This window comes from Pseudomonas sp. SDO5532_S415 (genome assembly GCF_054071155.1).
This window is the reverse complement of sequence record NZ_JBSVWS010000004.1, coordinates 66392-89218: the sequence shown is the minus strand read 5'-3', so window position 1 is coordinate 89218 and position 22827 is coordinate 66392. Positions and strand designations below refer to the sequence as shown.

The following is a 22827-nucleotide window of genomic DNA, read 5'->3' as shown; positions in this document are numbered from 1 at the left end:
GCCGAGGACTTCCCGTGATACCGACCAACGAGCAAATCGCTGCCTTGATCCGCGAGGACAGCGTACACAAGAGCGTCTACACCGACCCGACCCTGTTCAAGCTGGAGATGGAGCGCATCTACGGCAACGCCTGGATCTACGTCGGCCATGAAAGCCAGGTCAAGCACCCCGGCGACTACCACACCACGCGCATCGGCGATCAGGACGTGATCATGGTGCGCGGCGCCAACCAGCAGGTCAGCGTACTGTACAACCGCTGCCCGCACAAAGGCGCCAAACTGGTGGCCGACGGTGACGGCAGTGTCGGCAAATTCTTCCGCTGCCCGTACCACGCCTGGACCTTCAAACTCGACGGCCAGCATCTGTCGGCACCGCTCAAGAGCGGTTTCGAAGGCACCTGCTACGATCCCAAGCACCCGGATTTCTCCATGGTCAGCGTCGCCCGCGTCGAGGCTTATCGCGGCTTCGTGTTCGCCAGCCAGGCGGCGTTCGGACCGGACCTCAAAGCATTCCTGGGCGGCGTCATCACCTCCATCGACAACCTCTGCGACCGTTCGCCGGTCGGTGAAGTCGAAGTAGCTGGCGGCATCTTCCGCGTTCAGCAGCGCTCGAACTGGAAAGTCTTCTACGAGAACCTGCACGACACCATGCACGCCCGCGTGACCCACGAATCGTCGGTCGACGCTGCGCGTGACGAAGCCCAGGCCATCGGCGAAATGCCCTTCGAGCTGTTGATCATGGACGGCAATGGCGAGCCCTACGACTTCTGGGAAAAGCTCGAACTGCGCGCCTACCACAACGGCCACGGCTACATGGAGGCGATCTTCGACCCGAGCGCCGCCGAGCGCGACGAGGTCTCCCGCGCCCACTTCGAATGCCTGAGCCAGGCCTACGGCGAGCAGCGCGCCAAAGAGATTTTGGGCATGAACCGCCACAACACGGTGATCTACGGCAGTGGCTCGCCGCACACAGTGTTCATGCAATTCCGGGTGATCCGTCCGATCGCCGTGGACCAGACCATGGTCGAGATCCAGACCTTCCGCTGCAAAGGCGCTCCGGATGCGGTGTTCGACCGCGCACTGACCTACGCCAACGTCATCAACTCGCCCTCCTCCAACGTGATGCCCGATGACGTCGAAGTCTATGCCCGCTGCCAGGAAGGCAACATGACCCGCGGTGGCGAGTGGATCAGCATGCATCGCTATGTCGGTACCGATAAGCCGCTGGAAGACGGCGCGGTGTCCACAAACGGCACCAGCGAATTGCCGATGCGCAACCAGTTCGCCGCCTGGAAACAGTTCATGACCGCCACCCTGATTGCCAAGGAGAGCACCCATGCTGCTTGACCGCCGAATCGACGTCGACACCCGCCGGTTGACCCCCGCCCAGGTTCCCGTCGAGACCCTGCGCCAGATCGAACAGTTTCTGTATCAGGAGGCGCGCCTGCTGGATGAGCGACGTTTCTGGGAATGGGACAAGCTGTTCACCGACACCGGCATGTACTGGGTGCCACACAAGCACGAGCAAGCCAACCCGTTTGACCATATCTCGCTGTTCTGGGAAAACCGCATGCTGCGCGAAGTGCGGATCCGCCGGGTGGAAAACGCCCGCAACTGGTCGCAGCAACCGCAGACCCAAACCGCCCACCTGGTCGGCAATGTGATGGTCGAGGGTCTCGATGCCCAGGGCCTGCTGGTGGTCAGCGCCAGCTTCCAGTACAGCGAGTGGCGCCTGGAACAACGCCAGCTCGCCGGCCGCTACACCTATAAATTGGCCCCTCGGCAAAGCGGTGGCTGGCAGATCCAGCTCAAGCGCGTGGACCTCATCAACTGCAACGATGTGTTCGCCAACCTTGAGGTATTCGTGTGATGAACGCGCCGGTGGTGATCGCCCTGCACTATCAGAACGACGTGTTGCACCCCGAAGGCAAGATTCGGGTCGGGCTGGGGACCGATGACAGCGTGCGTGCCGGGCTGCTCGACGCTGCCGGCCGACTGCTCGCCGGGGCGCGCGCCAAGGGCTGGCCGATCGTCCACGTGCGCGTGGCATTCCGGGCGGACTACGCCGACCTGATCCAGAACGCGCCGATTCTGCGCAGCGTCGCCTCCATCGGCGCGGCACAGGAAGGCAGTTGGGGCGCGGAGTTCCTCAGCGCCCTGGCACCGCTGGACAGCCGCCGCGAGTTCGTCGTCACCCATAACCGGATCAATGCCTTTTATGGCTCACCGCTGGAAACCCTGGTGCGCCAGTTCAATCCTTCGCACCTGTTGATCGCTGGCGTAGCGACCCACTCGGTGGTGGAAAGTACGGTGCGCCATGCGGTGGATTGCGGTTTCGAGGTGACGGTGGCAGCCGATGCCTGCGCCAGCGCGGACAGCGGCGCGCATGCCGCCTCGCTGGCGAGCATGGCGCTGATCGCCCGTATCAGTCACGTCAACGAAGCACTGGAGGACTTGGCATGATGCTCGAAGGCAAAGTGGCGATTGTGACCGGCAGCACCCAGGGGCTGGGCCTGGACATCGCTCGGCAGCTGTTGGCCGAAGGGGCCCGTGTGATGCTGGTGGGGCGCAACGCCGACAGTGGGCAGGCCTTGGCGCGCGCATTGGATTGCGGGTTTTGTGTCTGCGACGTGGAGCGCGACGAAGACATCGACGCCTGCATCGCCGCCACGCTGGCCCGCTTCGGCAGGCTCGACATCCTGGTCAACAACGCCTGCCTGTACGCCGATCAGGGCCTGGCCTCGGACCGCGCGCAGTGGCTCAAAACCCTGAACGTCAATCTGGTGTCGGCGGCGATCTTTACCCAGAAGGCCGCCGTGCACCTGCCCGGCGGCGTGGTGATCAACATCGGCAGCACTGGCGGCAAATTCGGCGCAGCCGGGCGCGCACTCTACCCCGCGTCCAAGGCCGGCATTCTGCAACTGACGAAAAACCTGGCCATGACCCTGGCCCCGCAGCAAATCCGGGTACTGAGCGTATCCCCGGCCTGGACCTGGTCGCCCAGCGTCGCCGAGTTCAGCGACAACGATCCGCAGCTGGCCGATCGGGTCGGCGCGCCCTTTCATCCGCTGGGGCGCATCGGCCGGGGCCATGAGATCGGTAGCGTGGTGGCCTTTCTGTGCAGCGCCGGGGCCAGCTGGATGACCGGTGTCGATGTGCCGGTGGATGGCGGCTTTTCGATTCTCGGGCCCGACCGTGGCGTGTCGCCGCGCGTGTGGTTCCAACAACACCGTGACAGCCAATAAACCCTGACAACCGAATGAGGTAGATGACATGGGCAAGATGATTGAAATCCGGGCAACGGACAGCAGCGCCACGTTCAGCGGTTACCTGGCCCTGCCGGCCAGTGGCAAGGGTCCCGGGGTCGTGATCGGCCAGGAGATTTTCGGGATCAACGCCAATATGCGCGCGGTGGCCGATTTCTATGCCGAGGAAGGCTATGTGGCGCTGGTGCCGGATCTGTTCTGGCGCCTGCAGCCAGGCATTGACCTGGGCTACACCGAAGCCGATTTTGCGGTCGCCATCGACCTGTTCCAGCGCCTGGACGTGGACAAGGCCGTCACCGACATCGACGCCAGCTTCACAGCCCTGCGTGCCCTGCCTGAAGTCGAAGGCGCGGGCCTGGGTTACGTCGGTTTCTGCATGGGTGGCAAGCTGGCCTGGCTGACCGCCACGCGCACCGATGTTGCCTGCGCCGTCGGCTACTACGGCATGGGCATCGAACACTTGCTGCACGAATCGGAAAACCTCAAGGGTCGCCTGGTCCTGCACTTCGCCGAAAACGATGGCTATTGCGACGCCAGCGCCCGCGCCCGGATCAGCGAGCACCTGGCCGGCAACGACAAAACCGAAATCTACGTCTACCCGGGCGTCGACCACGCCTTCGCCCGGGCCGGGAGCCCACACTACGACAAGCCGGCCTCGCTGATGGCCCATGAACGCAGCATCGCCGCCCTCAAGCGCGAGATCGGCCCCCACTTCCACCTGTCAGCCCTGTGGGAAGAACACATCCGTCACGAGTTCGACACCCGGGACGTACCCGCCACCATGGCGACCATGGTCGCCGAACCCTACGTCAACCATATTCCGACCATGACCGGCGGCGTTGGCGCCAGGGAGCTCAGCCGCTTCTACCAACACCATTTTGTCCACGGCAACCCGCCGGACATGAAGCTCATACCGATCTCGCGCACCATCGGCGCCCTGCAGATCGTCGATGAATTCATCATGTGCTTCACCCACAGCACCGAAATCGACTGGATGCTGCCCAACGTGGCACCGACCGGTAAGTACGTCGAGATTCCGATGCTGGGTGTGATCAAGTTTCGAGGAGACAAGCTGTACCACGAGCATATCTACTGGGACCAGGCCAGTGTGCTGGTGCAGATTGGCTTGTTGAACCCCGAAGGGCTGCCGGTGGCGGGAGTGGAAACGGCGAGAAAATTGCTGGATGAACAACTGCCGTCCAACACGTTGATGGGGCGCTGGACGCAAAGCGCGCAATAGAGACCCATCAATGCAAAAGGCCGATCTGTCACGCAACAGATCGGCCTTTTTGCATTCGATCAAACGTCAGACATGCTCACTGCTTTTCGCATGCACCGCGCGTGGCTCGCCATGCCCGTGGTCCACCTCCACCACCGGAATTTCCTTGCCGTCGCAGTCATGCAGCTTGCCGTCGCTGAAGTAATCCCCTTCGCGCAACGCCGCCAGATCCTGATAGCGCAGGACCCGTTCGGTCCCTGCCGCAAACACCGACTGCTGGTCGGAGTTGCCGGCCGTGAGGTGGTTGAAAGCCAGGTTCAGCACAATCGCCATGATTGCCGAGGAGCTGATGCCCGAGTGGAAGATTGTGGCGAACCAGCTTGGGAAGTGGTCGTAGAAGTTCGGTGCGGCGATCGGGATCATGCCGAAGCCGATGGAGGTGGCGACAATGATCAGGTTGACGTTGTTGCGGTAGTCGACCTTGGACAGGGTGCGGATGCCACTGGCGGCCACGGTGCCAAACAGCACGATACCGGCGCCGCCGAGGACGGAGGTCGGCACGGCGGCGATGACCCGCCCCATGAATGGCAACAGGCCGAGAATCACCAGGAACAGGCCGCCGGTGGCCACCACATATCGACTCTTGATCCCGGTTACCGCCACCAGCCCGACGTTCTGGGCGAAGGCGCTTTGGGTGAAGGAACCGAAGATCGGCGCGATCATGCTCGACAACATGTCGGCACGCAGGCCGTTACCCAGGCGCTTGGAGTCGACCTTGGTGTCGATGATCTCACCGACCGCCAGGATGTCCGCCGAGGTTTCCACCAGGGTCACCATGACCACGATGCACATCGACAGGATGGCGGCGAAGTGGAAGGTCGGCATGCCGAAGTGGAACGGCGTCGGGAAGCCGAACATCGGGCCTTGAGTCACCGACGAGAAGTCCGCCATGCCCAGGAACACCGCGATGATCGTGCCGATGACCATCGCCAGCAGGATCGACAGCCGGGAGATGGTTGCGCTGCCGATTTTGCTCAAGAACAGCACCAGCACCAGGGTCACCGCCGCCAGGCCGATATTGGCCATGCTGCCGAATTCCGGGGCATGGCTGTTGCCGCCCATGGCCCAGCGTGCGGCCACTGGCATCAAGGTCAAGCCGATCGTAGTGATCACGATCCCCGTGACCAGCGGTGGAAAGAACTTGGTGATTCGAGAGAACACGGGAGTAATCAGCAAGCCGATCAGGGACGCCGCAATCACCGCCCCCAGAATCGACTGAAACCCGCCCTCGCCCCCACTGCTGACGATCGCCACCATGGTCGCGACGCCAGAGAACGACACGCCCTGCACCAGCGGCAACTGACAACCGAAAAACGGCAAGCCCAGGGTTTGCAGCAACGTGGCCAGCCCCCCCGCAAACAATGAAGCAGCAATCAACAAACCAATGTCCGCCGGCGACAGCCCGGCAGCCTGACCAATGATCAAAGGCACCGCGACGATGCCACCGTACATGGTCAGAACATGTTGCAGGCCGTAAGCCATATTCGCGCCGATCCCGAGGTTTTCGTCTTCGGGCCGTTGGTGTGAAACATGGGGCGTTTTCATGTTAGGGGGTTCCCTGGTTTTTGTTATGCGCACACTGTATGCAAGAGTCAGGACAAATGTCCATAGACTTGTATACAACTTGCCATTCAAATTATGAACGGTTGGTCATGCAGACTGTGTGCCACTGCCCATCAAACCTTGAAATACATCCTCCCGGGCCATTCTCCTCCGCCCGCTAGTCTTTTCAGTTCCTGTCGACCATCGGTCGTGGTCGCCCTCTTTCATATACATATAAAGTATGCATAATGAAGCCATTCGACATTCAGTTCCATAAGGCAAAGAACGCAGCCAACAAACTCAAGCACAAGGGCATCAGCCTCGCCGAGACAGAACCGGTGTTCCATGACGAACGCGCCCTGACGATTCAGGACGATCACCATGATGAAGCGCGCTGGATCACTATCGGACTTGATGGCAAAGGTCGTTTGCTGGTGGTGGCTTACACCTATCGGGACCCTGATTTTGTTCGAATCATTTCCGCGCGCCTCGCCAGTAGAAACGAGCGCCGACAGTATCTGGAGGCTTGACCGATGAAAGACGAGTACGACTTCAGCCATGCCAGGCGTGGGGCGGTTGCCTCCAGCAAAGGGAAGACCCGAATCACCATCATGCTCGATGATGCCGTCATCGAAGCCGCGCGCGCGCTGGCAGAGCGCGAGGGCTATGGCTACCAGACCGCAATCAACAACACCCTGCGCCGGGCGCTGTTGACCGACCATGGAAAAGTGGCGGATTCAAGTGCTGCCGGGCGCCTGAAAAAGGGCATCACGACTTCCGAGCTGAAAACCCTGGAGAAGAAACTCTCGGAAGCGCTCAGGGAGATTCAGCGCGTGATGGAGCCTGAAGTCAGGCCCTAGGCCTGATGCAAAAAGGGGCAGATTGATGCAATCCGCCCCTTTTTTGTGTGCAGGGTAAGCCGCTTATTGCACCTCGATCAGGTGTTCAAGTGTGCGGATCAATGTTTGATGTTGCGGCACCCGAATGCCGAATTCACTTTCCAGCAAGGCCAACAGTTCCTGCACATCGACCACCTGCCGGCGTTCGCTGTCATGGCCCATACGATGGATCGCGAAACTGCCATCGTTCAGCGTACGTCGCCACCCTTCCCCGGTCCGCGCCACCATCAGTTGTCTGGCGAAAGATGATTCCGGATGGGTCGAGACATACCAGTTGCCGACGGTGTAATCGATGTCGTCCTGGCGTTGCAGATCGAAGATGTACATCGCTCGCCACTCCCCCGCGACCTTGGCGCGCAGCGTGTAGCCGTCGACGTGTTGTTCGATGCGATAGGGTTCGTGCGGAGTGGCCTGTTCAGCCCGGCTGTCGAGCAACAGCGGTGCGGTGGGCACCATGCCGCCGAAGCCGACGTCAGTGATATAGCGCACGCCGTCCAGCGTCACCAGGCTCAAGCGGTGCGTGCGGGCAGTCCATGCGCCTTCGGGCTGACCCATGACTACGCGGCCGCTGATGCCTCGCGCCTCGAAACCCAACGCTTGAAGCAAGGCCAGGTACAAATTGTTGAGTTCGTAACAGTAACCCCCGCGCCCGTCGTGCAGGACTTTGCGCTCTATCGACGGTAAGTCGATCAGCACCGGTTCGCCTGACAGCGTAGTGAGGTTTTCAAACGGAAAAACGCCAGTGTGGCGCAATTGCAACTGACGCAACGTCTCCAGGGTCGGCGCCGGGGGCGCATCGAAGCCCAGGCGTTGCAGGTACAGCGCAAGGTTCGTCAGGTGTGGCTCGCTCATCGTTCAGTCCTTATGCACGGGAGGCTGCGGATCGTTCCGCCATTGTCGCTATGTATAAGGGATGGGGCGCTGCCGCCGACAATTGATTTAGCCAATCGCCCTGCAGAACAAATCAGCGGCGCTTGCGCGAGCCCAGTTGAATCCAGGTCGGCGCATGGTCGCTGGCATGGGGCTCGTTGCGAACCCAGGCATCGACGCCAGCGTCCAGCAAGTAAGGGCTTAACGCCGGATTGAGCAGCAGGTGGTCAATGCGCAATCCGGAGTTCTTCTGCCAGTGCTGACGGAAATAGTCCCAGAAGGTGTAAAGGCGATCCTGCGGGTACAGATGTCGCAAGGAATCGGTCCAGCCCTGATCCAGAAGCCGCTGGTAACACGCACGACTTTCCGGTTGCAGCAAGGCGTCCTTGAGCCAGGAGCGCGGGTTGTAGATGTCCAGATCGGTGGGCACCACGTTGTAGTCACCGGCCAGCACCACGGGATGTTCGCTGCTTTGCAGCGCCTGCGCGTAGCGGATCAGCCGCTCGAACCACGCCAGCTTGTAATCGAATTTCGGGCCCGGTTGCGGATTGCCATTGGGCAGGTACAGGCAACCTACCAGCACCCCATGAACGGCGGCTTCCAGATAACGACTGTGAGTGTCGCCCTCATCGCCCGGCAACCCTCGTCGACTTTCCAGCGGCTGGGCATCCCGCGCCAGAATCGCCACCCCGTTCCACGACGCCTGGCCCTGCCATATCGCACCGTAGCCGACAGCTTCAAGCTCGGCGGCGGGAAAGGCGCTGTCCACCGACTTGAGCTCCTGCAAACAGGCGATATCCGGCCGCTCGCGCTCAAGCCAGGCCAGCAGGTTCGGTAATCGGGCACGCATGCCGTTGACATTGAAGGTCGCGATCCGCAATTTTTTCATGGCCGCCGTTCCAGTTGGCTGGGTCTGCAGATTGTGACCTCGATGCCTGTCGGTGGTTGCGTCAGCCGTCGCCTGTACGGCGTAATAGATGTCCAATGTCTGCCGAGAAAAGCCTGGATGCCGACTGACACTCCCCCTTCGCGAGCAGGCTCGCTCCCACAGGGTGATCGGCACACCAGGATTTTTTTCGACCCACACCCTTCCAACCAGCGCCCCGGTCATGCCCCCTGACAACATGCCCTCCGCCCCCTCCGGCAGTAATGCCGGTGCCGGCGGCGGGACGGGCAGCTGAACGCGTAAAGGCAGCCGATGGTGGTAACTCATCGGCTGCTTCTATAGCCCATACCTACAACTGCTTGACCGGCGGCGGGTTCCACTTGCCGTTCAACGCCTCGGCCTTCGGCCCGTACAGGCGCATGGTCAGGTTGAACGGTCCTTTGGGGGCCGGCAGCCAGTTGGCTTCATGCTCCTTGCCGGGACTTTCATTCTGGAAATAGAGGTCCAGCGACCCATCGGCGTTGCTCTTGAACGGCATCCAGCTGCTGACCGCAAATCGGTTTAGTTCGTTGCCGACCTGGAAGCCTTCGGGGTCGTACAGCGTGATCGACCAGAACGCGTTCACCGGTGGTGCCTCCCCCTTGGGGAAATGCAGCACATACTTGTTCGCACCATTGAGGGGCTTGCCGTTTTCATCGCCCATATTCAACGGATAAATCGCATCCTCGGGCAGGTTGGCGCCAAGCCCTACCTGGGCAACGATTGCGCGCTTGAGATAGTAGTTGCCATACACGCCCATGGTATCGGTGTTCATCGACCAACCGTTGACCACCCGCGCCAGGGTTTCCACTTTCCATTTCATCAGTGCCTGTGCCTCTTGCGGCACGGTTTGCAGCGCGGCCTTGATGTCAGGGTCCAGGGCGTTCAGGTCGAACGGCTTGCCGGGCTCGATGCCGATCCGCTTGATCTGCGCCAGCATCGGTTGGTCGGTGCTGTGGGCCGGATGCACTTTGAGCAATTCGGCGGCATACGCGAAGTACCCGGCTGCTGACAACGTATCGACCTGGATTTTCGGCGGGGTCTTCATGTCCACCGCCGGGTCGATCTTGACGCTGACCGGTTCCTCGCTTTTGCCCAGTCGCGACAGCGGTGTCACGGTGTAGCCGGCCTGGATCTTGTGCACCGCCGCGTAGTCCGCCGCGCCGTCGGTCTTGGTGCGACCGATGACCCAGACAAAAGGCGTCGGCGCCGGCAGATGATTCAACCCGGCAGGCACCGTACCGGTCCAACCCGGCGGTGTGACCAGAAACTGCGCAGCGTCGGTACCGGTGGTGCGCCAGCCGGGCGAGGCGAAGACGTCGCTCCACATGTCGAGCATGGGCAGCAGATAGAAACGTCCGGCGGTGTCTGGTGCCGCGATCACCAGCGGCTCCTTGGTCAAATCGAGCCAGGCAATGGAATACAAAGTATCGAAATTCGCACGCACCACGCCTTTGAAATCTGCCGGCGGATACTGCGGCACGCTGACAAACATGTTCATCGGACCTTTACCGAACTCCTTGCCCGGTTCGATGTTGGTGAACTGTTTACGGGTGATGTCCATGGTCAGCAGCGGATAGAAATAAACGTAGGCTTCCACGCCAATGGCGTGAGCTTCCTCGGGTGTGACTTTCGATTGCGCGTGACTGACCAGTGGAAAGATAGCGCAGGCTGCAAGGGTGAGAGCAACGGCTGTCAATGCTTGGGTTATCAACATGTTGGCGATCGTCCATGCGTTAGGGAGACCTGCAGGATTTGGCAGGACTAACGGAACTCTAGACGATCAAATGAACGGGAACTGACAGGCGGACAATTGGTTCGCCGGGTGTTGCGCGGGTGAAACAACAGGGCAGCGCTTCAACGATCCGAACGCATCAGCGCCTCGACACCGCCCTCCATCGACAGCACGGCCGAGCGATTGCGCCCCGAATGCTTGGCCTGATACAACGCCGCATCCGCCCGCTGGACGAACACATCCATGTTGTCTTGTCCGGTTGGGACAAACGAATAGCAACCGAGGCTGACCGTCACATAACCCATGGGCGAACCGGTGTGGCTGATGTTCTTGTCCATGACACTGCGGCGGATTTGTTCGGCTATGGTCATGGCGCCGTGGATGTCAGTGTCGGGCAGCAACACCGCAAACTCTTCGCCGCCGTAGCGCACCGCCAGATCGGCCTTGCGATGGCAGCACCTTTTCACCGCTCGCGCCACTTCGGCCAGGCAATGGTCGCCCACCACATGGCCGTACGTATCGTTGTAGCACTTGAAGTAATCGATATCGAGCATGATCAGGCTCAGCGAAGTGTGCTGGCGCGCGCCGCGCCCGAACTCGATGTCCAGCGCCCGCTCGAACAACCGGCGATTGCCCAGACCGGTCAGGCTGTCATGGGTGGCGATCAGTTCAAGTGCTTGCTGGGCCTTGCGCAAATCCGCCTCGACCCGCTCACCGACACGCACCTGACGGATGAACACCCAACCGAACAGACCTACGCCGAGCATGACCAACGCGACAATGACGCTGGAGCGAAACGCCGTGTCGTACCAACCCGCCAGAATCGAATCCCTGGAAGAAGCCGCCGAAACCACCAGCGGGTAAGCCTCCAGCTGACGGTAGCCAAACAGGCGAACGACGCCATCCACCAACGAAGTGAACATCGCGTTGCCGGAGGGTGCCTGGGGCAGGAGTTTCTGAAAGATTTCACTTCGCGCCAAGGACGTGCCGATCTGCGACTCCACGAACGGCCGGCGCGCCAGCAGCGTTCCATCGGTCAACGCCACAAACATCGAACCGTTGTCGTCGATGTTGAAGCTTTTGAAGAACTGGTCGAAGTACGACATCTTGATTCCGGCCAGCAAAACGCCCTGGAACTGGCCGTTCCTGTCGTTCACCCGCTTGGAGACCGGAATGATCCACTCGCCGTTTTCCCGGCTGCGAATGGCCGGGCCGATGTGCGCCATGGACGACACGTTCTGCTGGTGAAACTTGAAGTATTCGCGATCCGCCACGCCGGGGCCGCGGGGCAGACTCTCAAATGAATTCACGACCCACTGGCCCTTCTGGTCGAACAGCAGGATGCCGTGCAACTGGTCCAACGCCTGCACGCGCCGGGCGAAGGTTTTCTGCAAGCGGGGTCGCAAGGACGGGCCGAAGCCGTCGACCTGAATCCAGTCCACCAGACTGGTCAGCACCAGATCGGCCTTCATGAACGTGTCTTCGGCCTGCTGCGCCATCGCCCGCGTCAGGTTCGAGGAGGCGACCTGGGCCTGACTCAGATCATGACGGCGGGATTGCTCCAGTTGCAGGTACAGCAAAGCACACAGGCACAGACACACCGTGGCAATAAACAATACCGCTGCCTTGCGCAGCGGTACGCGTTTTGATGCGACGTTGGGGGTGTGTTGCTGGTCGTGAAAGCGCGTGGGCAAAGAAGCTCATCCTTCAAGGGCAACGCATGGGCACCGGCCCAAAAGCCCTCATTTTTTGTGCGCGTAGTCTACGGGGTTATCGGGGATAAATGGGAACCGCATATCAAGTGCTTCCGCCCCCAGAGCCCCCTCAGCCCTTCGCGCATCAAGCAGAGCGCTGCAACCGCCGCATCGCACTGTGCAAATGCGCCCGCGCACTTTCAGCGTCGCCCACGCGCATCTGCTCATAGGCGCGTTGGGCGATTTCGTGAGGCACCGGCAGGAGTTCCCGCTGGGTTGCCATGGCCATCAATTGCACTTGGGCGGCGCGCTCCAGGTAATACAGATCATCCCAGGCTTCGGCGATGGTGGCCCCGGCGACGATCACCCCGTGATTCTTCAAAAACAGAATGTCGGCGTTACCCATGACACTGGCAATGCGGTCGCCTTCGGATTCATCCAGGGCCAGGCCGTTGTAGTGTTCATCCACCGCCGTACGGCCGTAAAACTTCAGGGCCGTCTGGCCAAGCCACAACAGGGGTGGACCTTGCAGCAGGCACAACGCGGTGGCGTGCGGCATGTGCGTGTGGAACGCCACCTTCACCCGTGGCAACTGTTGGTGCAGCCGCGCATGGATGTAAAACGCCGTCGCTTCCGGCTGACCCTCGCCGTCCACCACATGACCGTGGAAATCACAGACCAGCAGCTTGTCAGCCGTGACTTCTTCGAAGGCATAACCGTAGGGGTTGACGAAAAACAGATCATCGCGCCCCGGCACCATGGCCGAGAAATGATTGCAGATGCCCTCCTCCAGGCCATGACGCGCCGCCAGTTGAAAGCACGCGGCCAACTCCGTGCGCGCGGTGATGACGGCCGGTGTATCCAGATCGAGGCCGGTGTAATTCGAGGGACGGGAACTGCCTGCAAGCGTATGGGCCATGGCGCTGACTCCGTGGGTTACCAGCCAAGGGATGTGAACAAGGGCACGACCTGGTCCAGCGTGTTCAATATCGCATCGGGTCGATAGTCCGGCAGCAACTGTCGACCGGTGCCACGGTCGATCCATACGCAACGAAAGTGCATGTCCCGGGCGGCGGTGTGATCCAGTGTAGGGCTGGCGCAGATATGCACCACTTGCTCGCGGGTGACACCCAGTTGTTCGTGCGCGTAGTCGAACAGCCTGGGATTGGGCTTGTAGGCGCCGGCCTGCTGGGCGGTGATGACCCGGTCGATGTGCCCGCCGAGTTGCGCGACGTTGCCGCCAATGATGTCGTCGTCGGTATTGGACACGATGCACAACTTGAACCCCATCGACTTGAGTTGCGCCAGGCTCGCGACCACCTCGGGAAACGGCGGCATCCGCGGAATCGCCCCGGCCAGGCGTTGACTGTCCTCGGGCGCACTCGCCAGGTTCAGTTCCTCCAGCGCCAACTGCAACCCAAGCGTGCTCAATTGGCGGAACGAGCGATGCGGCGGCATCTGCTCCAGTCGATGTTCGTGCCGGTCATAGACCTCGATCAGGCGATCGACATCGACAGCGTGGTCGCCTTTGTCGCGCAAAATCTCGGCCACCACGGCTTGCAAGCCTTCATCCCATTGAATCAGCGTGCCGTAGCAATCGAAGGTCAGCCATTGGGGGCGCGGGGTGTTTTGGAGTGTCATGGCAGCATCCTCTGAAGTGTGGGGTTCAGATTAAGTGCGAGTGGTGATAGTGTGAAATTAAATAAATACTTAATCGTCAGTTACAAAACAAATATCAACGGAGGCCGCCATGCTCGATCTTGAACTGCTCAAGACCTTCGTCTGTGTAGTGGACGAAGGTAGTTTCACCCGTGCGGCCGAGCGGGTGCATCGGACACAATCCACCGTGAGCCAACAGGTGCGCAAACTCGAAGAGCTGGTCGGGCATTCATTGCTGCTGCGCGATCGCACCGGGCAAAACATCAGTGTCACCGAGCATGGCGAAATGTTGATTCACTATGCGCGGCGCTTGCTGGCATTGTCTTCACAGGCCGTGGAAGCGCTGGCCAGCGACGTGGATCTGGAGATCCTGCGCATCGGCGTGCCGGAAGATTTCGACGCCCGGCGCATGGCGACGATCCTCGCCGGATTCAACCGCGAAAAACCCCAGGCACGCCTGGAGACCCTCAGCGGCATGAGTACCGATCTCAAAAACAAGCTTGCCAGCGGTGACATCGACATTGCCTTGGTCAAGCGTGAGCCGGACAGCGGCCCGTGCTGGGCCGCCTGGCCGGAAACGCTGGTGTGGGTCAAAGGTGCGCAGGCAGACCCGGCCAACGGCGTGTTGCCACTGGCGCTGTTTCCCCAGGGGTGCATCTATCGCCAACGGGCCATCCGCCTGCTGGACGTGGCGCAACGGCCCTGGCGTATCGCGTTCGGCAGCCACAGCCTGACCGGGATTCAAGCCGCCGTGGCCTGTGGGCTGGGCATTTCGGTGTTGCCTGCTTCGGCGGTGCTGCCCGAGCACAGCGTATGCACCGACTTGCCGCCGCTGCCGCCAACAGAATTGGCGCTGATCAGTCGCGATGGCGCACTGAGCGGATTGCAGCGGGCGCTGGTGGAGTTTTTGCGGGTGGAACTGCAAAGCCCCGATTTATAAGTAATGCCGCTCGCGTAAGACAAATTTCAGGCGAACAAGAAACCTGTGGCGAGGGGATTTATCCCCGTTGGGTCGCGAAGCGGCCCCAGCGCCTGTTCAATCAGACCGAGTTGTCCGAATTGGCGACTGCTTCGCAGCCGAACGGGGATAAATCCCCTCGCCACAAATGTGCGGCACTCACTTAAGTGAACAGCATTACGTTCTATAAAAATCGCTTCCGATAATCGCTGGGGCTGATCCCCAGGCGCCGGACGAATGCGCGCCTGAACCCATCGATATTGGCATACCCCACCTGATCGGCCAGGCGCTTGAGGGATACATCCGCACCTTCGATCAAGCGCCGGGCCTCGTCGATGCGGGCCAATTCGACGAACTCCGCGGGCGTGAATCCGCCTTCGGCCTTGAACACCCGGGCAAAGTTGCGCTCACTCATGCCCGACCGCTCGGCCAGGGTCGGCACGCTCAAATCGGCCTTCAGATTGTCGACGATGTAACCCTGGATTTGGCGAATGACCGTGCGCTCTGCCGTTTGCGCCGCCAACTGCGCACTGAACTGCGACTGCCCGCCCGGGCGCTTGAAGTACATGACCATTTCCCGGGCGATGCTCAGCGCCAATTCACGGCCGTGATCCTCTTCGACCATGGCCAGCGCCAGGTCCATGCCCGCTGTGACACCGGCCGAGGTGTAGACATTGCCGTCGCGGATGAAAATGCTGTCCGGTTCGACAATGGTCTCGGGAAATTCCTTGGCCAGCAGCGCGCTGGAATTCCAATGAGTGGTCACGTGCCGCCCTTCCAGCAGACCGGCTGCCGCCAGTACAAAGGCACCGCTGCACACCGAGCCGATGCGCCGCACCTTGGTCGCCTGAAGGCGTATCCAGGCTTGCAACTGCAGGTTTTGCGCGACCTCGCTGACCGCAGGGCTGCCGGCAATCAGCAGCGTATCGATCGAGCCTTTGAACGTATCGATGGTGCCGTCCAGCGCCAGGCGTAAACCGCTGGTGCCCTTGATCGGCCCAGTCTCGGTGCCGATCACCGAGACTTGATAGGCCCGTGGCTTGCCCAATTGCCGGGCGGCTTCGGCAAATACATCCGCCGGCCCGACGATGTCCAGCATCTGTACCCGAGGGAATGCCAGCAAGGCGATGCGCATGGTGTCTGTCCTCGTAATGTTAATGGCTGAAAACGTCGCTTCAAGACGCTTCAAGCCAAATGAATATTGGCAGAAACTACCCATGACGATTAATTCAGTCAACCGGAGACCGCCATGACTGCCTTGAATATGCCCCCTGCCGTCGCCCTCGATTCAGTCACAAAATCGACGTCGATCAAAAACCTCCCCATCAACCTGTTCGGTTCCGTGATGGGGCTTGCAGGCCTCAGCCTGGCTTGGCGCCTGGTCAACCAACACACCGCTCAGGTCAGTGTGATCGCCGACGGCATCGGCCTGTTTGCCGGACTGGTCTTCGCCCTGCTGGTATTGGGCTACCTCACCAAATGGATCAAGCACCCCGAAGTGGTGAAAGCGGAATTCAACCACCCTGTGTCCGGCAACTTCTTCGGTACCGTCACCATTGCCCTGTTGTTGCTGTCTGCTGTATCTGCCCCCTACAGCGCGGTGTTGAGTCAGGCGCTTTGGGTCATTGGCAGCCTGTTGACCGTGGTGCTGGGTGGTGTGGTGGTATCGCGGTTGCTGTCGGGCAACCAGGACGCGCAGCATGCCGTGCCTGCGTGGTTGATCCCCGGTGTCGCCACCCTCGACATCGCCGTGGCCGGTGCGCAAATGCCCATGGCCTGGGCTTATGAGTTCAACGTGTTCGCCATCGCCGTCGGTACCGTGTTGGCGCTGATGTTCTTCACCCGGATTTTCGCACGACTGGTACACGAGCCAGCCATGGCCAAAGGCATGACGCCTTCGCTGATGATTCTGATCGCGCCTTTTGAAGTCGGCTTCCTGGCCTACACCAACTTCTTCGGGGTGATCGATCACTTCGCCAGCCTGCTGTTCTACTTCGGTCTGTTTCTGTTTGCGGTGCTGGCCTTCAAAGTGTTTCGTAAAGACGTGCCCTTCTCGCCTGCCTGGTGGGCCATCAGCTTCCCCATCGCCGCGCTGAGCAATGCCGCGTTGAAATACGCCTACGCACAAGACAGCATCGTCCTCAGTGCCGTGGCCTATTTGATTCTGGCCTTCCTGACCATTGCCTTGGCGGTACTGACCGTGAAGACATTGAAAATCCTGTTCAACGGAAAACTGTTGTCCAACTGACCCATCGAGGCATCCATGACTTACGGTTATTCCTGGGGCCTGCTGTTTCTGGCAGGTCTTCTGGAGATTGTGTTCGCGATAGGCTTGAAATCCGCCAGCGGCTTACAAAGACCCTGGTTGTTACTCGGCACGTTCGTGGCTTTGGCGGGGAGCCTGACGTTGTTGACCCTGGCGCTGCGCCAACTGCCCATTGGCACAGCGTACGCCGTGTGGACTGGCATTGGCGCTGCCGGTACGGCATTGGTCGGCATGTACTGGCTCGGCGATGCGGTGTCTTTCTGGCGGGTGGTCTGGCTGGGGATGATTGTGGTGAGTGTTGCAGGGCTGCGCTGGTCGTGAGACCGGTTGAACAATACGGATTCACAAACAAAAAACGGGCGCTTAAAAAGCGCCCGTTTCCATGGGTCAAGGATTTCCGTCAGACCCGCTTGTCCAGTTCATCCAGCGACACCCGAGCCACCAGCGCCTCAGGAATTCGGGAGACTTCGGACAGGTTATAGACTTGAAAATCCTTGTTCATGACGTATTTCGACAGGATCTCGAATGACGGCAGTATTCTCGTATAGAAGTGCTCATCAAGCCGGCAGGGGGAAGCAAACACCCCCGGCGCCTCATAGAAGCGATTCGCTGATTGATTCAAGTCCACACCCACCAGAAAGACCTTGGTAAACCCCAGGTGATAGGCAAGCTGTAATGCCAGGTAGGCCACTGTGCGAGCGTCGAAAAAACCGCGCTTTAGATTCTTGCTGAAACCCAGGCTCCGATTACGGCCAGTGCCGAGCTTGCGGCTTCTGACAAGTTCGTTGTCATTGCGAAACAGATCGCTCCAGGACAGCTTGGGTGCCCGGCTCAACAGATACAGCTGGCCTGAGGGTTTGACCGTTGTATGCCAGACGTGATCCTCCGACAGCGCAACCCGTTCACTGAGTCGCATGGCCTGCGAGAACAATTCAGGTTGCTGCCGGGAAAATCCCTGATCGGTACACACATAAAAAAACGGGTTGATGCCTGTCCCGATAAACTTCGAGATCGCGCCATTCATGGTGATCATCGGAACATCGGCAAATTTTTCCAGCGGAAAATCCTTGGCAGACGGCCCCGAGGCAATGATGAACACCGATCCTTTTTGAATGTTGCGGCACTCATCGAGGTCATGCACATGAAGTGGACCTGCGGTGCGTGACGAGTTTTTCTGCGCAACATCCATCTTCAAATTTCCTATCCATTGAGATCGATCATGTGTGACCAATCTTCATTGTGATAGTTTTCAACCGACGAGCCAACCGCTTGACTTCATCGGATCCCAAGTTTGCGACGGAGCGCAAAGGCCGTCGCAGAGCGTTCCCCGTTTTCAGAAACGACGCACAGTCTTGGGCCAGAGTGAAAACCACCCTCGTCTGATACTGTCTATTACGGGTTTTGCCCTGTGACCACCATCGCAGTTTCCGCCCGTGGCAATTCCAGCGCCGGCAGTTTTGAAGGCAAATTCAACTGCTTCAGTACCGGCGTATCGTAGCCATAAACATCGGGTTTGAACGTCACCCGCCCCTCTTTGCTCAAGTCGACAGTCCAGTAAGCCAGCAGCACCGGCACCTTGACCGGGAGCCTGATGTTTTCGGTCCTGCCATTGGCCAACTGCTTCTGAATGCCCTCACTGTTCCAGTGTTCCGGGTCATTGAACAATAGCTCGACCAACTGCAGCGGATTCTCCACCCGGATGCATCCGGAACTGGTGGCGCGCATGGACTTGGCAAACAACTCGCGATGCGGTGTGTCGTGCAGATAAATCGCATAGTCGTTGGGGAAACGAATGACCACCTGCCCCAATGAATTCTCAGGGCCGGCATCCTGGCGCAGCGTGATACCGCGCGCGTTGTACCAGTCGACGGTCGACGGATCGAGCACGTTGCCTTCGCGATCCAGGGCCCGGATCCGATTGGCCGCCAGGTAATCCGGGTTCTGTTGAATCTTGGGCAGCATATCCTTGACCAGAATCGTCGGCGGCACGGTCCAGGTGGGGTTGAACGTGACGTAAGTAATCTCGGATTGAAACACCGGCGTACTGCGAAACGGCTTGCCGACCTGTACCCGGGAACGCCAGATCGGCTGGCCGTCGCGATACAGCGCGACCTTGTACCCGGCGATGTCCACGACGACAAAAGTGCCTTGCAGCTTGTACAGCAACCACCGCGCCCGCTCCATGTTCACCCGGACCTGATCGATCCGTGCCTCGACCGACACATTCAGCGCCGCCAGGGTCGCCGCCCCTGCCACACCGTCCGCCCCCAGATACTGCTCGGCCTGATACTTCTTCACCGCCGCAATGACTTTGTCGTCGTAATCGCTGCGTTTGCCCTTGGTTGGCTCCAGATATCCTCCGGCCACCAGGCGGGCGCGCAACTGTGCAACTGCCGCACCGTCCATCCCCGGCTTGAGCGACTGCCCTTCGGCGACCTTCGGCCAACCACCGGCATCCCGAACCTGACGCAAGTGCGCCAGCGCTACGCGCATGCTGCGATAAACCGCCTCTTGCGGCGGCGCTTGAGCGAATGCGCGAGCCACATCGTGATCGTCGAGGGCAGCAAAGAAACTGTTCACATCCTCACGGGGATCAACCCCCTCGGGGTCGAAGTTCCAATGAAAATCCAGTCGTGACGGGTCGACCTTGCCGCGCCGCAATTGCAGCAACGCGGTGATGTAGGTGCGGGTCAGCCCGATATCGTAAGCCGCCGATTGCGCTGGCGTTGGCGCGGTGGCCTGCATCGCCAGTTGCGCCTGGACCAACTCGGCACTCCGGTAATCCGCAGGGTTCAAGCCATCGATTTCAGTTTCATTCAGACTTTTGAGCAACTGGGCGACATCGCGTCCGTTCGTCCAGGCGGCGCGATAGTTGCGGTGGGAATAGAAATCCAGGACCACGCGGTTGATGTCCGCGCGCTGATGCTTGCGTGAAGTGAGCAGCGGCGGAAATGCCGATTGCAGGGGTTCCAGCACGGCCTGGATCGCTTGACCCACGACATCATCAGGCGCCGCCGACACCACACTGGTTTCCGGAGTTGCCTGCACGATCGGCGAACTTTCACCAAATGCCGTGCCGCTGATCAGAAAGACCATAAAAAAAGCGCGGCTTATGACGAATAACCTTGTTAATTGCACCATGGATAATCCTTAATCTCCCGCAAATCAAAGGCTAGCGTTCCACTCGCTGCTAGACTCGACATATTCCTGATGAGACTTACCTTATGCCGATACAACGCTTTGGCTTTCTGCTCACAGCCCTGCTGTTGACGTCGGCCTACCTACCAGCCTACGCCGATTCGCTTGAAGTGGCGCTGGCCAAAGCTGCTCCAAACGCCAATGCAAAAGTCATCGCCCTGGCGGTACGTGCCACCCAATGCACCCGCGCCCAAGGCGCAGCCCCGGCACAGAGACTAGCAGTGATCGATTACTCCTTGCCTTCAACCGAACAACGGTTGTGGGTGTTCGACCTGAAAAAGCGCAAATTGCTGTTCCAGGAACTCGTCGCCCATGGCCGCAACAGCGGCGAAAACATGGCCACCCAGTTCTCCAACCAGAATGAAAGCTTCGCCACCAGCCTCGGCCTGTTCCGCACGCAGGAAAGCTATCGCGGCCAGAACGGCTACTCATTGCGCATGGAAGGCCTGGAGCCCGGCTTCAACGATAACGCCTTTGATCGGGCAATCGTCATTCATGGCGCACCGTACGTCAGTCCGGTCCTGGCACGCGCCAACGGGCGCATCGGCAGAAGCCTCGGTTGCCCGGCAGTGCGACCCGCCATTGCGCGCAGGCTGATCGACTCGATGAAGGATGGGCAGTTGCTGTTTTCCTACTACCCGGATCAGCGCTGGCTGAAGTCTTCTTCCTATATCAATTGTGGCAGCGGGACGGTAGCGTCATCGGACAAAGCCACCAAACGCCAGTAAACCTGCGCGCCAAGCTGTCAAAACTGTAATCTTCGCCTCAGCCTGCTGAAAGGCACCGCCCGTTAGCCTCATCGACACGTTCACCAGGCTGACGGGAAAAACGGCATGCACTCCAACACTTCAAGACGCACCTTCGTCAAGGGGCTGGCCGCGGGCGGGCTGCTGGGCGGCCTCGGGTTATGGCGAACGCCGGTCTGGGCGATCACCAGCCCCGGCGAACCGCAGGTGCTGGCCGGCAGCGATTTCGAGCTGTTCATCGGCGAAACCCCGGTCAACTTCACCGGCAACCCGCGCACCGCAATGACCATCAACGGCAGCCTGCCCGGCCCGCTCCTGCGCTGGCGTGAAGGTGACACGGTGACGCTGCGGGTGAAGAACCGGCTCAAGGACAGCACCTCCATTCACTGGCATGGCATCCTGCTGCCCGCCAACATGGACGGCGTGCCGGGGCTGAGCTTCAAAGGCATTGAGCCGGGTGGCGTCTACGTTTATCAATTCAAAGTCCGGCAAAACGGTACCTACTGGTACCACAGCCATTCCGGCCTTCAAGAACAGATCGGCGTGTACGGTCCGCTGGTGATCGACGCCCGGGAACCGGAGCCCTTCCAGTACGATCGCGATTACGTCGTGATGCTGTCCGACTGGACCGACGAAGACCCCGTCAGCTTGATGAAGACCCTGAAAAAACAATCCGATTACTACAACTACAACAAGCGCACCGTCGGCGATTTCATCCACGACGTCAGCGAGAAAGGCTGGGGCGCGACGGTTGCCGATCGCAAGATGTGGGCCGAGATGAAAATGAACCCCACCGACCTGGCCGACGTCAGCGGCGCCACCTACACCTTTTTGATGAACGGCCAGACGCCAGACGCCAACTGGACCGGTGTGTTTCGTCCCGGCGAGAAGCTGCGGCTGCGGTTTATCAACGGCTCCGCGATGACCTACTTCGACGTGCGCATTCCTGGCTTGAAAATGACCGTGGTGGCGGCGGATGGACTGCATGTCAAACCGGTGAGCGTCGATGAATTCCGCATCGCGGTGGCGGAAACCTTCGACGTGATCGTCGAGCCGACAATGGAGACCTACACCCTCTTCGCCCAATCGATGGACCGCACCGGCTACGCTCGCGGCACGCTGTCCGTGAAGGCCGGCTCAGCGGCGCTGGTGCCGCCACTGGATCCGCGCCCCCTGGTCACCATGGATGACATGGGCATGGGCGGGATGGACCACGGCAGCATGGCCGGCATGGATCACAGCGCCATGGCCATGCCCGGCATGCAATCCCATCCGGCGTCGGAAAACGACAACCCGTTGGTGGACATGCAGGCCATGTCCACCGCCCCCAAACTCGACGACCCCGGCCTTGGCCTGCGAAACAACGGGCGCCGGGTCCTGACCTATGCCGACCTGAGCAGCACCTTCGAAGACCCGGATGGCCGCGACCCCGGTCGCACGATCGAATTGCACCTCACCGGGCACATGGAGAAGTTCGCCTGGTCGTTCAACGGCGTGAAGTTTTCCGACGCCGAACCGCTGTGCCTCAAGTACGGCGAGCGCGTCCGGGTGGTGCTGGTCAACGACACCATGATGACGCACCCCATCCACCTGCACGGCATGTGGAGCGACCTCGAAGACGAAAACGGCGACTTCAAGGTGCGCAAACACACCATCGACATGCCGCCGGGCTCCCGGCGCAGCTATCGGGTCACCGCCGATGCACTCGGGCGCTGGGCCTATCACTGCCATCTCCTGTACCACATGGAAATGGGCATGTTCCGTGAAGTTCGCGTGGAAGAATGAGGCGCT

General features: G+C 60.2%; 22 protein-coding genes. 12 read left to right on the top strand and 10 right to left on the bottom strand.

Annotated elements, in window-relative coordinates; genetic code table 11:
* Positions 1–14: 14 nt before the first annotated feature.
* From ACW9HW_RS03155 to ACW9HW_RS03135, 5 genes are read left to right on the top strand one after another with little or no spacing between them, the layout of a single operon-like run.
* Entirely contained in the window at positions 15–1346 is a 1332-nt protein-coding gene (locus ACW9HW_RS03155) for an aromatic ring-hydroxylating dioxygenase subunit alpha (protein WP_095196881.1), read from the top strand.
* Positions 1336–1869, top strand: a complete 534-nt coding sequence (locus ACW9HW_RS03150; RefSeq protein WP_095196882.1) for an aromatic-ring-hydroxylating dioxygenase subunit beta — start codon at positions 1336–1338, stop codon at positions 1867–1869. Before ACW9HW_RS03155 ends, ACW9HW_RS03150 begins: the two co-directional genes overlap by 11 nt.
* Positions 1869–2462 carry a cysteine hydrolase family protein gene (locus ACW9HW_RS03145; protein ID WP_095196883.1) on the top strand — a complete coding sequence of 198 codons (594 nt, stop codon included), beginning with the start codon at positions 1869–1871 and terminating at the stop codon, positions 2460–2462. Before ACW9HW_RS03150 ends, ACW9HW_RS03145 begins: the two co-directional genes overlap by 1 nt.
* Positions 2459–3244 carry an SDR family oxidoreductase gene (locus ACW9HW_RS03140; RefSeq protein WP_095196884.1) on the top strand — a complete coding sequence of 262 codons (786 nt, stop codon included), beginning with the start codon at positions 2459–2461 and terminating at the stop codon, positions 3242–3244. Before ACW9HW_RS03145 ends, ACW9HW_RS03140 begins: the two co-directional genes overlap by 4 nt.
* A 28-nt stretch (positions 3245–3272) precedes the next feature.
* The gene (locus tag ACW9HW_RS03135) at positions 3273–4505 is read left to right on the top strand and encodes a dienelactone hydrolase family protein (protein WP_457398279.1); all 1233 of its coding nucleotides are present in this window, start codon (positions 3273–3275) and stop codon (positions 4503–4505) included.
* A 66-nt stretch (positions 4506–4571) separates the two neighbouring features.
* Here the strand turns inward: ACW9HW_RS03135 and ACW9HW_RS03130 are convergent, their stop codons facing one another.
* Entirely contained in the window at positions 4572–6089 is a 1518-nt protein-coding gene (locus ACW9HW_RS03130; RefSeq protein WP_095196886.1) for a nucleobase:cation symporter-2 family protein, read from the bottom strand.
* A gap of 245 nt (positions 6090–6334) precedes the next feature.
* On the opposite strand from ACW9HW_RS03130, the gene ACW9HW_RS03125 reads away from it, so the two are divergent.
* Positions 6335–6616, top strand: a complete 282-nt coding sequence (locus ACW9HW_RS03125) for a BrnT family toxin (protein WP_095196887.1) — start codon at positions 6335–6337, stop codon at positions 6614–6616.
* A gap of 3 nt (positions 6617–6619) precedes the next feature.
* A complete protein-coding gene (locus tag ACW9HW_RS03120) occupies positions 6620–6946 on the top strand; it encodes a BrnA antitoxin family protein (RefSeq protein WP_095196888.1) in 327 nt (108 codons plus the stop codon).
* A 63-nt stretch (positions 6947–7009) separates the two neighbouring features.
* On the opposite strand, the gene ACW9HW_RS03115 is transcribed toward ACW9HW_RS03120, so the two are convergent.
* The 6 genes from ACW9HW_RS03115 to ACW9HW_RS03090 all read right to left on the bottom strand — a co-directional run bounded on the left by ACW9HW_RS03115 (position 7010) and on the right by ACW9HW_RS03090 (position 13850).
* Positions 7010–7837 (bottom strand): arylamine N-acetyltransferase family protein, encoded by an 828-nt coding sequence (locus ACW9HW_RS03115; RefSeq protein ID WP_095196889.1) that lies wholly within the window; start codon positions 7835–7837, stop codon positions 7010–7012.
* 112 nt (positions 7838–7949) lie between these two features.
* Positions 7950–8744, bottom strand: a complete 795-nt coding sequence (locus ACW9HW_RS03110; RefSeq protein ID WP_457398274.1) for an exodeoxyribonuclease III — start codon at positions 8742–8744, stop codon at positions 7950–7952.
* Positions 8745–9090: 346 nt separating this feature from the next.
* Positions 9091–10497: a DUF1254 domain-containing protein gene (locus tag ACW9HW_RS03105; RefSeq protein ID WP_457398271.1), complete on the bottom strand. Its 1407-nt coding sequence runs from the start codon at positions 10495–10497 to the stop codon at positions 9091–9093.
* A gap of 140 nt (positions 10498–10637) precedes the next feature.
* Positions 10638–12209 (bottom strand): sensor domain-containing diguanylate cyclase, encoded by a 1572-nt coding sequence (locus ACW9HW_RS03100; RefSeq protein ID WP_095196893.1) that lies wholly within the window; start codon positions 12207–12209, stop codon positions 10638–10640.
* A gap of 145 nt (positions 12210–12354) precedes the next feature.
* Entirely contained in the window at positions 12355–13128 is a 774-nt protein-coding gene (locus tag ACW9HW_RS03095) for an aldolase (protein ID WP_457398268.1), read from the bottom strand.
* Between the two features lie 17 nt (positions 13129–13145).
* Entirely contained in the window at positions 13146–13850 is a 705-nt protein-coding gene (locus ACW9HW_RS03090) for a haloacid dehalogenase type II (RefSeq protein ID WP_457398266.1), read from the bottom strand.
* Positions 13851–13959: 109 nt separating this feature from the next.
* Here ACW9HW_RS03090 and ACW9HW_RS03085 point away from each other — a divergent pair, with 109 nt between their 5' ends.
* Positions 13960–14808, top strand: coding sequence for a LysR family transcriptional regulator (locus ACW9HW_RS03085; RefSeq protein WP_457398263.1), 849 nt, complete (start codon positions 13960–13962; stop codon positions 14806–14808).
* Positions 14809–15010: 202 nt separating this feature from the next.
* Here ACW9HW_RS03085 and ACW9HW_RS03080 read toward each other — a convergent pair whose 3' ends face one another.
* Positions 15011–15961 (bottom strand): GlxA family transcriptional regulator, encoded by a 951-nt coding sequence (locus ACW9HW_RS03080; protein WP_095196897.1) that lies wholly within the window; start codon positions 15959–15961, stop codon positions 15011–15013.
* Between the two features lie 114 nt (positions 15962–16075).
* On the opposite strand from ACW9HW_RS03080, the gene ACW9HW_RS03075 reads away from it, so the two are divergent.
* Both ACW9HW_RS03075 and ACW9HW_RS03070 read left to right on the top strand, forming a co-directional pair.
* Positions 16076–17074, top strand: a complete 999-nt coding sequence (locus ACW9HW_RS03075; RefSeq protein WP_457398260.1) for an SLAC1 anion channel family protein — start codon at positions 16076–16078, stop codon at positions 17072–17074.
* Between the two features lie 15 nt (positions 17075–17089).
* Complete coding sequence (locus tag ACW9HW_RS03070; protein WP_095196899.1) at positions 17090–17413, top strand: DMT family transporter; 324 nt, start codon at positions 17090–17092, stop codon at positions 17411–17413.
* Between the two features lie 79 nt (positions 17414–17492).
* Here the strand turns inward: ACW9HW_RS03070 and ACW9HW_RS03065 are convergent, their stop codons facing one another.
* Both ACW9HW_RS03065 and ACW9HW_RS03060 read right to left on the bottom strand, forming a co-directional pair.
* On the bottom strand, positions 17493–18281 hold the full coding sequence (locus ACW9HW_RS03065; RefSeq protein ID WP_457398256.1) for a lipopolysaccharide biosynthesis protein: 789 nt from the start codon (positions 18279–18281) through the stop codon (positions 17493–17495).
* A 203-nt stretch (positions 18282–18484) separates the two neighbouring features.
* The gene (locus ACW9HW_RS03060; RefSeq protein WP_457398253.1) at positions 18485–20233 is read right to left on the bottom strand and encodes a L,D-transpeptidase family protein; all 1749 of its coding nucleotides are present in this window, start codon (positions 20231–20233) and stop codon (positions 18485–18487) included.
* Positions 20234–20316: 83 nt separating this feature from the next.
* On the opposite strand from ACW9HW_RS03060, the gene ACW9HW_RS03055 reads away from it, so the two are divergent.
* Positions 20317–21018: a murein L,D-transpeptidase catalytic domain family protein gene (locus ACW9HW_RS03055; RefSeq protein WP_095196902.1), complete on the top strand. Its 702-nt coding sequence runs from the start codon at positions 20317–20319 to the stop codon at positions 21016–21018.
* A gap of 105 nt (positions 21019–21123) precedes the next feature.
* Positions 21124–22821, top strand: a complete 1698-nt coding sequence (locus tag ACW9HW_RS03050; RefSeq protein ID WP_457398250.1) for a copper resistance system multicopper oxidase — start codon at positions 21124–21126, stop codon at positions 22819–22821.
* Positions 22822–22827: the final 6 nt, after the last annotated feature.

What these genes read in the sequence shown, in the direction of transcription:
- ACW9HW_RS03070 (WP_095196899.1), top strand. Translation starts at nt 17,090, where the DNA reads ATGACTTACGGTTATTCCTGGGGCCTGCTGTTTCTGGCAGGTCTTCTG.
- ACW9HW_RS03140 (WP_095196884.1), top strand. Translation starts at nt 2,459, where the DNA reads ATGATGCTCGAAGGCAAAGTGGCGATTGTGACCGGCAGCACCCAGGGG.
- ACW9HW_RS03055 (WP_095196902.1), top strand. Translation starts at nt 20,317, where the DNA reads ATGCCGATACAACGCTTTGGCTTTCTGCTCACAGCCCTGCTGTTGACG.
- ACW9HW_RS03095 (WP_457398268.1), bottom strand. Translation starts at nt 13,128, where the DNA reads ATGGCCCATACGCTTGCAGGCAGTTCCCGTCCCTCGAATTACACCGGC.
- ACW9HW_RS03135 (WP_457398279.1), top strand. Translation starts at nt 3,273, where the DNA reads ATGGGCAAGATGATTGAAATCCGGGCAACGGACAGCAGCGCCACGTTC.
- ACW9HW_RS03110 (WP_457398274.1), bottom strand. Translation starts at nt 8,744, where the DNA reads ATGAAAAAATTGCGGATCGCGACCTTCAATGTCAACGGCATGCGTGCC.
- ACW9HW_RS03105 (WP_457398271.1), bottom strand. Translation starts at nt 10,497, where the DNA reads ATGTTGATAACCCAAGCATTGACAGCCGTTGCTCTCACCCTTGCAGCC.
- ACW9HW_RS03080 (WP_095196897.1), bottom strand. Translation starts at nt 15,961, where the DNA reads ATGCGCATCGCCTTGCTGGCATTCCCTCGGGTACAGATGCTGGACATC.
- ACW9HW_RS03060 (WP_457398253.1), bottom strand. Translation starts at nt 20,233, where the DNA reads ATGGTGCAATTAACAAGGTTATTCGTCATAAGCCGCGCTTTTTTTATG.
- ACW9HW_RS03130 (WP_095196886.1), bottom strand. Translation starts at nt 6,089, where the DNA reads ATGAAAACGCCCCATGTTTCACACCAACGGCCCGAAGACGAAAACCTC.
- ACW9HW_RS03150 (WP_095196882.1), top strand. Translation starts at nt 1,336, where the DNA reads ATGCTGCTTGACCGCCGAATCGACGTCGACACCCGCCGGTTGACCCCC.
- ACW9HW_RS03125 (WP_095196887.1), top strand. Translation starts at nt 6,335, where the DNA reads ATGAAGCCATTCGACATTCAGTTCCATAAGGCAAAGAACGCAGCCAAC.
- ACW9HW_RS03145 (WP_095196883.1), top strand. Translation starts at nt 1,869, where the DNA reads ATGAACGCGCCGGTGGTGATCGCCCTGCACTATCAGAACGACGTGTTG.
- ACW9HW_RS03090 (WP_457398266.1), bottom strand. Translation starts at nt 13,850, where the DNA reads ATGACACTCCAAAACACCCCGCGCCCCCAATGGCTGACCTTCGATTGC.
- ACW9HW_RS03115 (WP_095196889.1), bottom strand. Translation starts at nt 7,837, where the DNA reads ATGAGCGAGCCACACCTGACGAACCTTGCGCTGTACCTGCAACGCCTG.
- ACW9HW_RS03085 (WP_457398263.1), top strand. Translation starts at nt 13,960, where the DNA reads ATGCTCGATCTTGAACTGCTCAAGACCTTCGTCTGTGTAGTGGACGAA.
- ACW9HW_RS03075 (WP_457398260.1), top strand. Translation starts at nt 16,076, where the DNA reads ATGACTGCCTTGAATATGCCCCCTGCCGTCGCCCTCGATTCAGTCACA.
- ACW9HW_RS03050 (WP_457398250.1), top strand. Translation starts at nt 21,124, where the DNA reads ATGCACTCCAACACTTCAAGACGCACCTTCGTCAAGGGGCTGGCCGCG.
- ACW9HW_RS03120 (WP_095196888.1), top strand. Translation starts at nt 6,620, where the DNA reads ATGAAAGACGAGTACGACTTCAGCCATGCCAGGCGTGGGGCGGTTGCC.
- ACW9HW_RS03065 (WP_457398256.1), bottom strand. Translation starts at nt 18,281, where the DNA reads ATGGATGTTGCGCAGAAAAACTCGTCACGCACCGCAGGTCCACTTCAT.